13 protein-coding genes and 1 pseudogene are annotated in these 13,949 nt (G+C 44.6%); 3 read left to right on the top strand and 11 right to left on the bottom strand.

Going from position 1 to position 13,949, the window contains the following annotated elements; translation table 11 throughout:
- Window positions 1–129 precede the first annotated feature (129 nt).
- The 3 genes from ACV7NC_RS00985 to ACV7NC_RS00975 form a co-directional block, all read right to left on the bottom strand.
- Entirely contained in the window at window positions 130–1,377 is a 1,248-nt protein-coding gene (locus ACV7NC_RS00985; protein ID WP_458151994.1) for an IS256 family transposase, read from the bottom strand.
- Between the two features lie 92 nt (window positions 1,378–1,469).
- A complete protein-coding gene (locus ACV7NC_RS00980; RefSeq protein ID WP_458153559.1) occupies window positions 1,470–1,661 on the bottom strand; it encodes a replication endonuclease in 192 nt (63 codons plus the stop codon).
- Window positions 1,661–2,524: a WD40/YVTN/BNR-like repeat-containing protein gene (locus tag ACV7NC_RS00975; protein WP_458153558.1), complete on the bottom strand. Its 864-nt coding sequence runs from the start codon at window positions 2,522–2,524 to the stop codon at window positions 1,661–1,663. Before ACV7NC_RS00975 ends, ACV7NC_RS00980 begins: the two co-directional genes overlap by 1 nt.
- A gap of 552 nt (window positions 2,525–3,076) precedes the next feature.
- Between ACV7NC_RS00975 and ACV7NC_RS00970 the strand changes: the two genes are divergently transcribed.
- Window positions 3,077–3,457, top strand: a complete 381-nt coding sequence (locus ACV7NC_RS00970; protein WP_458153557.1) for a rhodanese-like domain-containing protein — start codon at window positions 3,077–3,079, stop codon at window positions 3,455–3,457.
- A 43-nt stretch (window positions 3,458–3,500) separates the two neighbouring features.
- Here the strand turns inward: ACV7NC_RS00970 and ACV7NC_RS00965 are convergent, their stop codons facing one another.
- From ACV7NC_RS00965 to ACV7NC_RS00935, 7 genes are all read right to left on the bottom strand, one after another.
- Entirely contained in the window at window positions 3,501–5,024 is a 1,524-nt protein-coding gene (locus ACV7NC_RS00965) for an APC family permease (RefSeq protein WP_458153556.1), read from the bottom strand.
- 361 nt (window positions 5,025–5,385) lie between these two features.
- Entirely contained in the window at window positions 5,386–6,648 is a 1,263-nt protein-coding gene (locus tag ACV7NC_RS00960) for a methane monooxygenase/ammonia monooxygenase subunit B (RefSeq protein WP_458152064.1), read from the bottom strand.
- Complete coding sequence (locus ACV7NC_RS00955) at window positions 6,648–7,472, bottom strand: methane monooxygenase/ammonia monooxygenase subunit A (protein ID WP_458152065.1); 825 nt, start codon at window positions 7,470–7,472, stop codon at window positions 6,648–6,650. The genes ACV7NC_RS00960 and ACV7NC_RS00955 overlap by 1 nt, the downstream gene beginning before the upstream one ends.
- 163 nt (window positions 7,473–7,635) lie before the next feature.
- Window positions 7,636–8,445 (bottom strand): methane monooxygenase/ammonia monooxygenase subunit C, encoded by an 810-nt coding sequence (locus ACV7NC_RS00950; protein WP_458152066.1) that lies wholly within the window; start codon window positions 8,443–8,445, stop codon window positions 7,636–7,638.
- Between the two features lie 470 nt (window positions 8,446–8,915).
- Entirely contained in the window at window positions 8,916–9,164 is a 249-nt protein-coding gene (locus ACV7NC_RS00945) for a hypothetical protein (RefSeq protein WP_458153555.1), read from the bottom strand.
- A gap of 170 nt (window positions 9,165–9,334) precedes the next feature.
- On the bottom strand, window positions 9,335–10,561 hold the full coding sequence (locus ACV7NC_RS00940; RefSeq protein WP_458153554.1) for an NAD(P)/FAD-dependent oxidoreductase: 1,227 nt from the start codon (window positions 10,559–10,561) through the stop codon (window positions 9,335–9,337).
- Between the two features lie 46 nt (window positions 10,562–10,607).
- Window positions 10,608–10,796, bottom strand: a complete 189-nt coding sequence (locus ACV7NC_RS00935) for a twin transmembrane helix small protein (protein ID WP_458153553.1) — start codon at window positions 10,794–10,796, stop codon at window positions 10,608–10,610.
- Between the two features lie 157 nt (window positions 10,797–10,953).
- Between ACV7NC_RS00935 and miaA the strand changes: the two genes are divergently transcribed.
- Entirely contained in the window at window positions 10,954–11,928 is a 975-nt protein-coding gene (gene miaA, locus ACV7NC_RS00930; protein ID WP_458153552.1) for a tRNA (adenosine(37)-N6)-dimethylallyltransferase MiaA, read from the top strand.
- Here miaA and ACV7NC_RS00925 read toward each other — a convergent pair.
- Window positions 11,921–13,322, bottom strand: a pseudogene (locus ACV7NC_RS00925) (IS5 family transposase). The gene miaA and the pseudogene ACV7NC_RS00925 sit on opposite strands and share 8 nt — an antisense overlap.
- Window positions 13,323–13,606: 284 nt before the next feature.
- Between ACV7NC_RS00925 and ACV7NC_RS00920 the strand changes: the two are divergent.
- Complete coding sequence (locus ACV7NC_RS00920; RefSeq protein ID WP_458153550.1) at window positions 13,607–13,942, top strand: BON domain-containing protein; 336 nt, start codon at window positions 13,607–13,609, stop codon at window positions 13,940–13,942.
- The last annotated feature ends 7 nt before the right edge of the window (window positions 13,943–13,949 follow it).

Below are 13,949 nucleotides of genomic sequence, written 5' to 3'. Positions count from 1 at the left end.
TCAAATCGATTTTCATCAATTTGATCGGATTGTCTTTGCGGTTGGTTGTGACGCCACCCATTAATTGAATGAATTGCCACCATCAGTTTGCCCGAGCGGGAGCTATAGTCAAATCTGGTGTATGGAGAATCAAGCGGCTTGCTGTTTTTGATCTCCTTTTTGTTTAACGCCGTTAACGAACTTGATGCCCTGCACAACGTCCGCTAACAATTTATAACCTCTCAGCCGGAACCATTTCTTCTGCGCCGTTTCCATCAGTTTAAACGCCATCGTCAAGGTTGTTGTCCGACTTCCACAGTTTTTGGTTCTGGCTGTTCTCAGTCGGACAGTTGCAAAAACTGATTCGACTGGATTGGTTGTTCTAATGTGCTGCCAGTTTTCTGCAGGATAATCATAGAAGGCCAGCATGGAATCTTTATCCTTTGCCAGGCATTCCATCGCTTTTGGATATTTCGGACTGAACCGTTCAACACAGTGATCAAACGCTTTATAAGCCTTTTCCCGTGTTTCCGCCTGCCAGATGTTATGCAATGCTTCCTTGACCTTGGGTTGCATGGCTTTGGGCAGCTTTTCCATTACATTTACGGTTTTATGCACCCAGCAGCGCTGTTGACCGGTATCCGGCCAGCATTGAGCTACAGCTTTCCAGAATCCCAATGCGCCGTCACCGACAGCCAATCTGGGAGCGTCTTTGAGGCCACGTTGTTTCAAGTCCATCAATACTTCAGTCCAGCTTGCTTCAGACTCACGATAACCGTCAGACAACGCCAGCAATTCTTCACGTCCCGTTTCATCAGAGCCGATAATCACCAGAAAACATAACCGGTCATCCATTCTCACCGTACTGTAGATACCATCAGCCCAGACGTAAACATACCGTTTGCCAGTCAGATCACGGCGAATCCAGTTTTGATAATCCTGTTCCCAGTTCTGCTTTAAACGGCCAATCGTTGCAGACGACAATCCGGGCGCATCTGCTCCCAGCAGGTGCTTTAACGTCTCTGTGAAATCTCCTGTTGAAACACCTCTCAGATACAACCAGGGCAAAAATTCCTCAATACTGCGCGTTCGTTTCAAGTAGGGAGGAATCAGATTGCTGTTAAATTTGATGCCGGAACCGCTGCGATCGCGTACTTTCGGCACTTTGATCCCAATATCACCAAGACCGGTTTGAATCGAGCGCTCCGGTAGATAACCATTTCTGACTACTACCGATTTTCCTTCGTCAGTTTTTAAACCGCCATGTTGCTTGAGAAAAACAGCCACTTCCGCTTCAATAGCGGTGGCCAGCATCTTACGCGCGCCTTCTCGCAGCACTTCCTGTAACGGATCATTTTGTTCTGGTTTATTCAGATTAAAAACATTACTATCTGTCATGCGGTGTTTTCCTCGTTTTGTTGATTGATCTGCCGAGATCCTCTACAACAGGTTACACCGCTTCCTTCTCCCTTGTCATACACCAGAAATAATCATAGCTCCCCGAGCGGCATGAATAGCAATAAGTGCCAGTGCGGGGTGCCGTCATGTTGCGGCTCGGCAATGCGTAAAGCGAAACGCAACGCCAATCTGAAAAAAACTCGACCTGGATTTTGCCGATGCTGAAGCGGTTTTTTCTGGTCACACGCTAACCAGACTGGATACGCGCGTTGCTTATATGCCACTAGTATTGGGGAGAAAAAAGCTTACGCCAGAGTGTGCCATTGAAACCAACCGACCAAGCGCCCGATCTTCCGGCGGCGATATTCTCAATACCGCTTGCATGTTCGTCTTGACTGAAAGTAACGCCATCATCCGATGAACTCCAAACTGTTCCATTTTTACCGGCAAGCCAAATCAGGCCATCAGGTGCGATCGCGACGTCTCCGATTTTACTCGCTGTTGTTTGAATCCAGCGTTCAGCAGCAAATTTCCACAATCGACCATCAGTTCCAACCGCCCAGATCGTGCCATCTGTCCCGGTAGAGATCCGGCTATAGCCAGTGCCCGCAATTTGCGTGAAATTCTGCCCTTGGTCGCGACTGAACGATACGGCGCCACTTTTTTCTACCAGCCAGACATTACCGTCTATAGCGATAGCGACGTCTTCCACACTTTTTGCGGTTGTTTCAATCCAACTGCCAGCAACAATCTTCCATAACGAACCGTTAGACTCAATCACCCACACGGTGCTATCCGGGCCAACAGAAAGCCGGCTAAAACCACTGGCCTTGATCTGGGTAAAAGAAGAGCCATAGATATTATCTGATACCCAAACGGCTCCGTTTTTTCCAGTCAGCCAAATCAGTCCATTGGGTGCGACAGCGACATCTTTCATTTCGCTGGTTCTTGTGCTGTGCCAAATTTCAGCTTGCGTCAACGAAGGAAGAAATCCGCACAAAACCAGCAAGCCAAGTGAGATTCGATGGGATAAGCGGCGCATCCGATGAAAGAATATTGCGTGTAGTTTCTGTAGCAGAGAAACGGTTTTTACTTCATAAAACCATAAAGTTCGTGAAACTGCCTGCTTTACAATATCAAATCGCATTTGTAATGACTCCTGTATTAATCCGATGGTCATTTTATGATTGACTAAGCATTTGAGCGCATAAGCTGATAAGTCGAGGCTCTCAGCTATCGTGATGAAGGTTTGGCGCAGATCCTGCAATGTGAATGATACACCGGATGGTTGAATCACCTTTTGCAATGGGTGGCGAGGTTCTATCAAATAACCTGATTCGCCGCTGCCAATCTCAAATTTTGCGATGGCAAAATTAAACAGGGCGCATATAAAAACCGCATAGCCGGATCGGTATAGCCTCCCCTTTCTCCGATCCGATTTTGTTATGGCGCTTGCTGACCATGTCCTTGTAGATACCGTTCCTTGCTTCAACCTCCTTTTATGTAGACAGCAGGCGTAAATCAATGGAACGGATTTTGAAAGACATTTCATAAATAATCAATGTAAAACAATGATATGGACACAATTTAGAAATATCAAAATAACGTAAAACAATACATGCTAGAATTCTTAGTCAATAAATCTAAGATTCCAATTCTCTCAACAGAACCAAGTATCCCTGTATTTTCAAGATAATATATGCAACACAATCCCGGATTCTTAAAATTAGTAGAACAAGTCAAGGAACGGATTAAAGAGTGCACAGTGGACGATGTGCAAACTCGTATCGTTCAGGGTGAGAAATTTTATTTCATTGATGTTCGTGAAGACCATGAATTTTGGATTGATCATGCAGCGGGCGCACGCCATCTTGGAAAAGGGGTGCTTGAGCGAGATATTGAATCCATTGTGCCCGACAAATCCGCATCGATTGTTTTGTATTGTGGTGGTGGTTATCGCTCTGTGTTAGCGGCTGATGCTCTACAGCAAATGGGTTATCAAAATGTAGTATCGATGAAAGGCGGGATCAAGGCATGGCGTGACGCCGCTTTTCCACTTGAGAAAGATAAAACAATCTAATAATTTGGTATTGGTTTATTCGTTGCAATACTATGGATTCGAATCACTGCTGAATATTATTACTTTCATCACCATTTACCATATGCGCTCTTTCCAGCGGCAAGGTTTCTCCCCGGAAAAATCGGGGCTCAAATAGATTCCATAAAATCATTAAGGGAACGCCGCACAGCAGCGTCGCGACTCCTATCAGAAATACAGCCCCAACACCGGCAATGGATCCACTCGAACCATAAGTCGGGTCCATCATATTCCATGCTTGAAGCGCACCAACAATAAGTAGAATGATGACAGCAATCGCGGGGAAAATTATTTGTGATATAGCCGTATGCCAGCGGTTGAATGCAGTGCGATGAAAATACATAACGCATGAAAGCGCCGCAATGATGTAATAAGAACAGACAGCAATGCTGACACTATGGATCGTGTCTTTAACAACCGATTCACTGATCGCCGTTAAAATTACATAAATTACAAGCGTCATCAAGCCGATTGTCCATGTTGCTAACTTTGGTGTTCTCGAAGTTGCGCTTACCGAAGAAAACCGCTGTGGTATCGCTTTATAGGTTGCCATTGCCAGTGCCGCGCGTGCCGCGGGCATTATCGTCGATATCGTTGCAGAGAAAGCCGATAGCGCAATAATAACTGCTGCAATAAAAGCGCCTTGAGAGCCGATTATCTGCATGGCTAGTACCGTTAATATTGAATCAATATTATCTTTAAAAGTGAGGCTGGCAGCATCGTCACTATCGACTCCAGCATAAGCTAATGCAGCAATAGAAAAAATTACATACGTTACTACAGTAATCGCCATTGCAATAATACCGCTTCGACTGGCTTGCTCCGGGCTGCCTTTAGTTTCCTCAGACATTGCGAGTGAAGCATCAAACCCCCAAAAAATGAACAACGCGACCAAAAATCCATTTAAAAAAGCATTAAATGAAGTGATCGCAAACGGATTAAACCAATCTAAAGATAGCGGCTCTGCAGTAGTGGCTGAATTACCTTGAAAAATCTGAAAAAAAAGAACTGCTGCCAGTGCAATAAGTCCGCCGTATTGCGTGATAGTCAATATCATTGTTGTACGCGCGGATTCTTCTGCACCAAGCGCGGTCAAGTAAGTGGTACTTAAGATAAATACCATCGCAATACCAATATGTAGCCATAGCGATGGCTCAGCCAGATCCAGAATAATTGCCGTAGAATTGACTATTATTTGAGTTGCAGCGACTCCTGCTAAAATACTTGCAAGTAGTAGCGACCAACCGCCAAACCAACCAAAACGTGGCCCAATTGCCTTGGAACCCCATGTAAACACCGTTCCTGAATCTGGTGCTGATGAAGTAAGATGTTTATAAGATAACGCGACAAAGAACATGGGAATTACTGACAAAATAAAAACGATCGGTAATTGATAACCCGTTTCAGATGCACCATGCCCTAGCGCTCCTGTTAGCGAATAGGCTGGCGCAGTGGCAGCCAAACCAATGGTTACAGCCGCCGAAGTAGAAACAGCCCCCTTCCTTAGGCCCTTATTTTTCAAGCCATGCATTTTTGTATCTTCGTGCATTATTGTGATTTTTTGTAAATTGAAAGATCAATTGTATTTGAACAATTAAAATCAATAATTTAAGACTCGATCAGCATTACAAAATATTCCTCATCTAACACTGATGATAAACAGTTACACATTGAGGATTCAGATTTTAATTCTCGAAAAAACTACTCACTGCTCGATTTTTTTATTTATCCAGTTGAATTAGTAAAGAAAAATTAAGAATACAAAATCTGTTAACAAATTTACTAATATTGGAAGTTAGTTAGCTTCCTTCTGACAATTACTTGCCCCAATAACGGTTGCAATACAAAATAAAACCGGTACACCGGCTGTCTTGCGACAGTGGTGTACCGGTGTTTTGACTCGCCCTAGCTTATAGCTTGGTAAAGACTGGAATTACCGCGCCAGCAATACTGTTAATATAACGATTGCCTTCGTCATCCCATGTCATTAACAACCCGCCAAAACGGCTTTCAGGGTCACCCAACAGCGCCATCAAACGTTGTACTTCCCACAACGCGTCTTTGGCTTCCATCTTAACTTCACGGGTTTCTCCTGGTTCAATACCTCTTTCATCTTCCATCGTCAAACCTGTTGCTACCAGTTCGCGTGGATAGTCAGGATCCAGGTATTTACGTCCCAAGTCGTTTACAAAACGAACACCCGCTGTCGTGAACTCGCCAATGTTAACTGTCGAGTCACCGTTGTTGGTGATTTCCATCGTCACACGCAGTGCACGTCCAGGTACGTCGTAGTTAGCATGCGTTACCTTGATCGCAACCGGATTCGGTGCAATCGGCATCGGTTCTACTTTCGATTCACCCGCTTGGATCGGTACTGTGTATGGATGTACGCTTTCGGTATAACGATAGCCACCCCATACCAGTGCACAGGTCAGAATCGCTACTGCCATGCCTACTTTACGGTCCATTGGATCCAGCAGCAGTTCGTCACCGTACGCTAACAATACACGGCTACGTGGCAGGAACATCGGACGTGCTACATAGTAGCCAATCCAGAAACAGCCCAGACCTAACCATACCAAGTGCCAGAATACGCCATTGCTGAAGTTGAATGTTTCCAGATCAATGGTTTTACCTGTCAGGGTGGTCACCGGATTGGTGAAGTCATCCCAGTTGCCTGAAATGTTCATCCAAGATGCAGGGCCAGCAATCGGGCCTGCTTCTTTGACGTTCACCATTGCGTGCATGTGATGACGTCCTGGAATCCTTGCTTTCAGTCTGACTTCGAATTCATAGTCACGACCAATTTGCAGCGGTCCAGAAATGAACGTCGGTTCGCCGTTCAGTTTGGTGCTTAAACGTACAAACACCGGGCTCGGGCTACCAATGTTGAAAAATGCGCGTTCCGGTTTACCTACCGCACGTGGCCAATCTTCCGCCAGGTGAAATTTACCAGTGATCGTCGCAATGTCGTTCACTTTGGTGACTTTCGGTTGCCATTTCAGGTCGTACCATTGAATCGTACGCATACGGAGAAACGGTTCTTGTGAACGTTCACCGTGCGCTGCCGCTGTCTTGACATCTACCGTCAGCGTCAGTGCCAGTGAGGCCGCTCCAATCGCCGCTCCATACAGGCCTAATACGCCCAGCTTAAATATGCTTCTTATATTCATTATCTAATCCCCTGTGCAAAGCCTTTTTCACCAAATGCGGTTACGTCGTTCTTCATAGAGATGCGTCCTCTTTCTCCTTTAACATAGAAGAATGCGGTGCAGTAGATCTTGCCAAAGTACCACCATACGCAGTACATCAACATCGATACAAACGCTGCGAAGAATGCCGCGATTACCGTGGTGTGACCACCAAAGGTACGCAGTGAGCCTTGTTCAATCAGGCGTACATATTCCGGTGTACCGGTACGTACATATAAGAAGCCTGTGTAGTCAGCTACTGATAACAGTACGCCTTCTACTACCAGCGGTAAGTGGGTTGGTCCAAAAATCGGCCAGTTGCCAGGATAGAAGAATAATCCCCAGAATCCACCGCCTAACAGAGCTGTGATCAGCCAGTTACCCGTCAACAACAGAACGGTGTCCAGCATCAATGCGCCTGGTATCATCGTTGATGGCAGTACAAAATTCAACGGGTAGTGTGACCACCAGTAGAATCCCCAGTAACGGGTCAGCCATTCGCCTACTAACAGGCATACGATACACAGTGTCGCTCCGTACGATAAACGATAGTTTACCCACAGGTAATATTGCAGTGCTGCACAATACATTACACCTACGATCGGTGTTACTACCGGCCACCATTGACGGTCTTTCCAGTCAAGCCAGAAATCCCAGTCACCTGCCAACAACATAAAGTGCATGTGGAATGTACCTACCAACAAGATGCACAGAATCGGAAAATATACCGCGTCGATATATCTGGACATCCGGATCGCTTCCGGCGGCATCTTTGCCGCTGCTAAAATTTCGTCTGTTCTACTCACTAGACCCTCCCTTCTTCATTTCGTGTGATATTAAATATGAAAACTCGACGATTCCTTTTACTTCCCTTTTTATCGCCTGCCTTAGCTCGTTTCCATCAATTCTCTTTACAGCCATTTCCACTGCCACACCTCTACTACAGGTGTGGCAGTCTTCATTCAGAAATTAAGGAACAATTCTGTTGTTCAGAATTTCGCGGCTGGCGCCGTTCCAGGTTACGTCTGTCAGGTTAGAGTAACGGGTGATAATTTGTGCTGCGATACCACCTGAGAATAAACCTGCCCAACCCAGAATCACAAAGCCCCAGTGCAATGGCGCGCTAAACAGCTCTTCCATGAACCAGAATGCATGACCCCATTCGTTCAATCCTACGTTCGGCAGAATCATCAATGGGCCAGCAATTGCCATTACCAGCGGGAATGATGTGCCGCGGCTGTACAGTGGCAGACGGGTCATCGCGTACAGGTATGAAGCTACGCCACATACGATGTACATCGGGAATGAGCCATAAAACACCACTACGTGACTTGGCGTAAAGCTCGTGTCACGAATAATCACTTGGTGCCAGCTTGCATCTTGTTCGGTGAAGAAGCTGCCGCCCCAGTAAACACCAAACAGGTATACACCCAGCCACATCATCCAGTAGAAATAGCGTTTGATCTCTAACTTGGTATCCAGGTTGTCTAATTGTTCTTTGGTGTCACGGGTTTTTAAAATCCAACCCCAGGTGACCAATGCAAACAATGGCATCAGGGTCATGTGTACGCGCCACAGTCCCATCCACACTTTGTCAAATTCCGGTTCCATCGAGTCCATTCCGTGGGAATACGCAAATGTCCTTTGAAACCAGATCCAAAATATCGCTACCAGTAGCATGGTGCCCATGCCCAGTTTGTAGTACTTCGAGTCGTACCACAGCGACATGTCATAGCTCGCGCTCGACGCGCTACTCGTTGTGCCATACGTTGTTGCCATCTTTCTACCTCCTATCTGTTAATCAAAACTACTTCTCTTTTCTTCTACTGCTTCTAATACTAATTAATTAGTACTGCTTAAAATTTCGGCAGCTAAATTAAACTCCTTTTCCCTTCTAATTTAACTACACCTCTCAGGCTAGTCGACCTTGGGGTCCAAAGTCAAGTCATTTGTCATAAAATTACCCCCTCAACAGCAAGGATTCCTCCATCGTTTCCCCCTTTTTCCCTTTGATCACAATGCTAAACTGACTCTATAAAGATTCTGATCGTTGCATACAATGTTTCAAAAATGAATGAGATCCAGAGAACCTAGGGAGTAGCAATCACCTGTGAAATTGATTTGCTACTTTGGGCTGTGCTCAGAAGTTCTCCTATCACATTGATATATCTAGTTTCTTGCGCTTCTATCCCCATTGCGTATCATTTTGCTCAGCGAATTAACAGCGCTTCTCTGAAACAAAACAGTCATCAAATATTCTTTGCTGGAGTGATTAAGCTAATCAATAAAATGTTAACTATCATCATAATGATGCCTAAAATCAACCAGATTTTTCCAGCTTTTTTCTCATCGGAACCGGATTTTCTGTAATAAGTAAAACCCATGGCTATCCCGATTATAGGGAATATTAAGGTCGCCACGATGATCACCAAATTGAAAATAGCGGAAACAGCTGGTTTTTCGTTTTTAGAAGCTATCGCAGTTTTATTATCAGTCATTTTCCTTTTCTGAAATTAAAGATTGAGTTTTAACCGAACCATCTGTTAAAAAGTGAAGCAAATAATAACATCATGCCCGGATGCCAATATATTACTTAAAATCATAAATCCGACAAATCGCGAAACAATCGGTAACAGCACTTACTGAATCTTGCAGCCCGGAAGGTAAATCAAACAAACTGACCCGCCGCATATCCGGATGACCAAGCCCACTGGAAATTATATCCTCCCAAATGCCCCGTTACATCTACAACTTCCCCAATAAAGTACAATCCAGGAACATGCTTGCATTCCATTGTTTTTGATGACAATTCATTGGTGTCAACACCACCAGCAGTGACTTCCGCCTTTTTATAACCAACTGTTCCTGTTGGAGCAATCGACCATTTCTGAAGCTTCTCGATGATATGCTGTAAATCGCCATCACAAAATTGGTTGAGTGGGCGAGAAAAAATTTGCATATCAGGGAATAACTTTGAACACCAAATTTTCAAAAACCGCTTAGGTAGATAACACGCTAATAAATTGGATAAAATTACAGTACGCTTGCGATTGTCAAAGATTAATTGACGTAAGTTCTGATCGGGTAACAAATTCACGTGGAGCATCTGACCCGGTTGCCAATAGGAAGATATCTGCAGAATTGCCGGACCGCTCAAACCACGATGCGTAAATAAGATATTTTCGCGAAACGACGCACGATTACAACTAACTTCGGCATCAATACTCATGCCAGACATGTTTTTAAATTCTATAAAATCCTTATCTGCAAATGTTAATCCCACGAGAGCGGGTCGCAACGGCTTGACTGGAATTCCAAATTGCTCAGCAATTTTGTAACCAAATGAACTTGCGCCAATTTGGGGTATGGATAAACCGCCTGTCGCTACGACAAGAGAATCAGAATCAATGCAGTTTTTTTCGGTTGTTATATAGAATTTCCGATCGGCACGATCCGATCGATTAGCCGCAGGAAAATATTCTATCTTAAGTACTTTCGATGGAATTTCCCAGTCAATACCAACAGAATGGCATTCGCTCTGTAACAAATCGATAATTTGTTTCGAACTACCATCACAAAACAACTGCCCTAATTTTTTTTCATGATAGCGGATCCCATGCTTCTCAATCAGAGAAATAAAATCCTGTGACGAATAACGAGCCAGCGCTGAGCGGCAAAAATCCGGATTGCTGGAAAGATAGTTTTCCGGCTTAACATAACGATTAGTGAAGTTACAATGCCCACCGCCTGAAATACGAATTTTTTCACCGACCTTGTGCGCATGATCCACCAATAAAACTTGACGCCCGCGTTTGCCAGCTTCGATCGCACACATCATTCCGGCGGCGCCAGCTCCGATGATTACTACATCTTTATCTAACTTCTGCAACCCCATTCAGATGCGTAATATATATACTGGAATTTATTTAAAGCAGTGCTTATCACTCCTCCAACATATCCAGCCGAGTCGATATCATCATTACGATAAACAGAAAAAGCGACAAACCGATGCGGATACTAAGCGACCGCACCATACGGGTAGACTGCCCCTGATCCTTAAACATGTAATACAGTGCCGAGCCGAGATTATAAATTATGAAAACAAAAAGAGTAATGGCAAAGATTTTCAATGGTAATTCCCACAAAAGTTAATTCAATTTGAAGTTTAGCCGAGTTTCACTGATTGTCCAAAGACTATTTCACTATACAATTTATACAATATCTAGCAATCCATCGACTGCTATTTAGACAACATAACTCCCAATCCATTCCTTTTTAATATCGACGATGCGATTCTCAGAAAACCTACCGCCCGCGATTATTTTGTCAGGCCCTACTGCAAGCGGAAAAAGTCAGATCGCATTGGATATTGCCAATAATTTCCCGGTGGAAATTATTAGCGTGGATTCCGCGCAGGTATATCGCTCAATGGATATCGGCACGGCAAAGCCCGGGCCGAAAACGTTAGCCCAAACCCCGCATCATCTCATCAACCTGATTAATCCGGACGAAAGTTATTCAGCGGCGCAATTTAGGCAAGATGCTTTAAAAATTATGGATGAAATCTGCCAGCGCAATAAGATCCCGTTACTGGTTGGTGGAACCATGCTTTATTTTCGCGCTTTGCAAGAAGGTCTCTCAGTGCTTCCATCAGCTGACAAAAAACTTCGTCAGGATTTGGAAGCGATGGCCAAAGAAATTGGCTGGCCTGCCATGCATCAAAAGCTTTTTGAAATGGATGAAGAAACTGCCGCACGAATCAAACCAACCGATAGCCAGCGGATCCAACGCGCGCTTGAAGTTTGCTATCTGACCCAGCAACCCATGTCAAAAATTCTTCGATCACCCCGGCAAGCAGAGTTTCCGTTCAGAACCATCCACATCGCGCTGATTCCAAGTAATCGCGTCGAATTACATCAACGAATCGCAAAGCGATTCGAAGCAATGCTGGATCGTGGATTAATTGACGAAGTTCGATTGATTCGACAACGATATCCGGATCTGAATCTCGAATCCCCCTCAATGCGCTGCGTCGGTTATCGCCAGGCGTGTCTTTATTTGGATAACATTATTGATGACAAGGCATTATTCGATATGGGAATCGCTGCCACTCGCCAGTTAGCGAAACGTCAATTAACCTGGTTAAGAAACATGAAAATTACCGATACGCTATTTGAATTCGATTGTCTGGAAAAAGACTTGACCACCCAAATTAACAATTTCTTAGGCAGCACTATTCCGACGTATCTGGATCTTATCTAGTCGCCCCTGAAAAAGTATCAGACAACAGTTGTTGTTCTGGAAAAGCCGCCCGAGGAAACGGCTACCTATCAAAATGCATACCCTTGTAGTTTAAATTTCCATCAAGGAATCCGTTCTCGCCACGGGAAAAAGAGCCAAAAAATGGCCAGCAACCATTGTTTCAGATTCCAGGCGCAAGCAGCCATCAGCAGGTTGATGCGATCACCGACAGCGCCTTTCAGATAGTTCCTTGCCATTCGATAATCCGACTTCAGGTGACCGATAATGGGTTCAATCGCGGCGCGCCTCCTGCACTGTTTTCGCTTCTTGTCTTTCTGGTACCGGGTATCCTTCTTGAGCGCCTTTCCGGGCAAAATGATCTGGGTTCCATTGACTTCACGTTTGCCGCGGTAGCCGCGATCGCATACGGCCTGCCTGGCAGCTTTCCCTCGCGAAATCTCAACATGTCGCAATATCTCCGGTAATGTATGGCTGTCATGCAGATTCTGTTCGTGACTGACAACCCCGACAATCAGATTGCCTTTTGCGGTACTGGCTATCGATGCCTTGCTGCCGTATTCATATTGTTTGTGGTCTTTTCCCTTGGCGACACAGTACACTTGCGGTTCGTGCAATGAGTAGATCTTGTTTTTATCGTTTTGTTGCTGCCGTAATACTCCCTCATACCGTAGAAAATCCTTTTGGTAGCATTCAAACAAACAGTATTGCGGCAGTTCTCTCCTGAGCTCCCGCATCAGAATACCTGCAATGGTTCTGAGTCGCTTCAACGCTCGTTTCGCTTTCGCTCTTTTCTTCACATGCCGGTAGTGCCGGATATCCAGGCGCAGTGACTTCACTTCTTTGACAAAAGTACGCCGCTGTAAAATACCATGGGATTTGGCAATCTTGTTGAGGCGATTGATAATCTTGATCGCCAGTTTGCTATCCGTTGGGTACGTGATGTTCTTCTCATGCACGGTCGTGTCAATATGAATGACGTCTTCCAGCGCCGATTCCCCATGCAAACCAACGCTCATCCGGAAAATCCGCTCTACGCCTTCCGCGCCTATGCGCTTACGAAAATGTACCAGCTCCGTGCTATGACAAGGCAACTTCTGCTGGAACTCTTTCATGCCGCAAAAAGCCTGGTAATAAGGATTACGCTTCCACTGCAGTACTATCGATTCGTCACTCAAATTCTCTAACTGTTTTAGAATCAATAACCCAACCATCAAACGGATCGGCTTACTCGGTGCTCCTATCGCTGCTGTGTAATGAACCGAAAATGATTCCTCAAATCCTTGCCACGGTATCGCTGATGCAAGCTTCAGCAATGGATCACCGGGATCAAGCTGCATCAGTAAATCTGTTCCAAACAGATTCGGTTGATGAATCGTACTGCTATTTCTTAGCATTTTTAATCACCATTTCGACCAGAAATACAGCACTATTTTAACATTCTAGGTCATTATGATCACTAATAAACAGTGTATTTATAACTAATATCAAGTGCTTAGGAATATTTCAGGACCGACTATCTAGAAATAGTCTCGGAAAGAAAATAGTCCGCTTGTCGACTAATAAGCGGAAGAGTTATGATCTGCTACAAACCACACACGGTTTAATCAACAATAAAAATTTTTAGATTACATATAACTTGCTAATTATAAACATCATAATATTTAAGGGAAGAATGATTATGCCTAACCAACACCTGTTATTGGCACTTACACTTGCACTCTTCAGTACTTTAATACTGGCCGGCTGTGAAAATTATGCGGAAAAAACGCACCCATCATGGGTAGCGCCGCCTGCTGGGGCTGTGTTTGATGACTCGACTATTTATGCACGTATTTCGCAAGCCGTACAAACAGACCCTGATTTACGTGGAATCAATATCGATATCAAAGTTAAAGACGGTAACGTGACTTTATCCGGAACCGCTTCCAATGAGAATCAAGTCACGCGCATCAATATGCACGCGTGGATCGCGGATGGTGTTAAGAAAGTCGATAATCAAATTGTAATTCAATAACTGTTAC

The sequence above is a fragment of the Nitrosomonas limosa genome (genome assembly GCF_054188085.1).
Note: the sequence above shows the minus strand (reverse complement) of the source record. Positions and strands in the feature narration are given on the sequence as shown.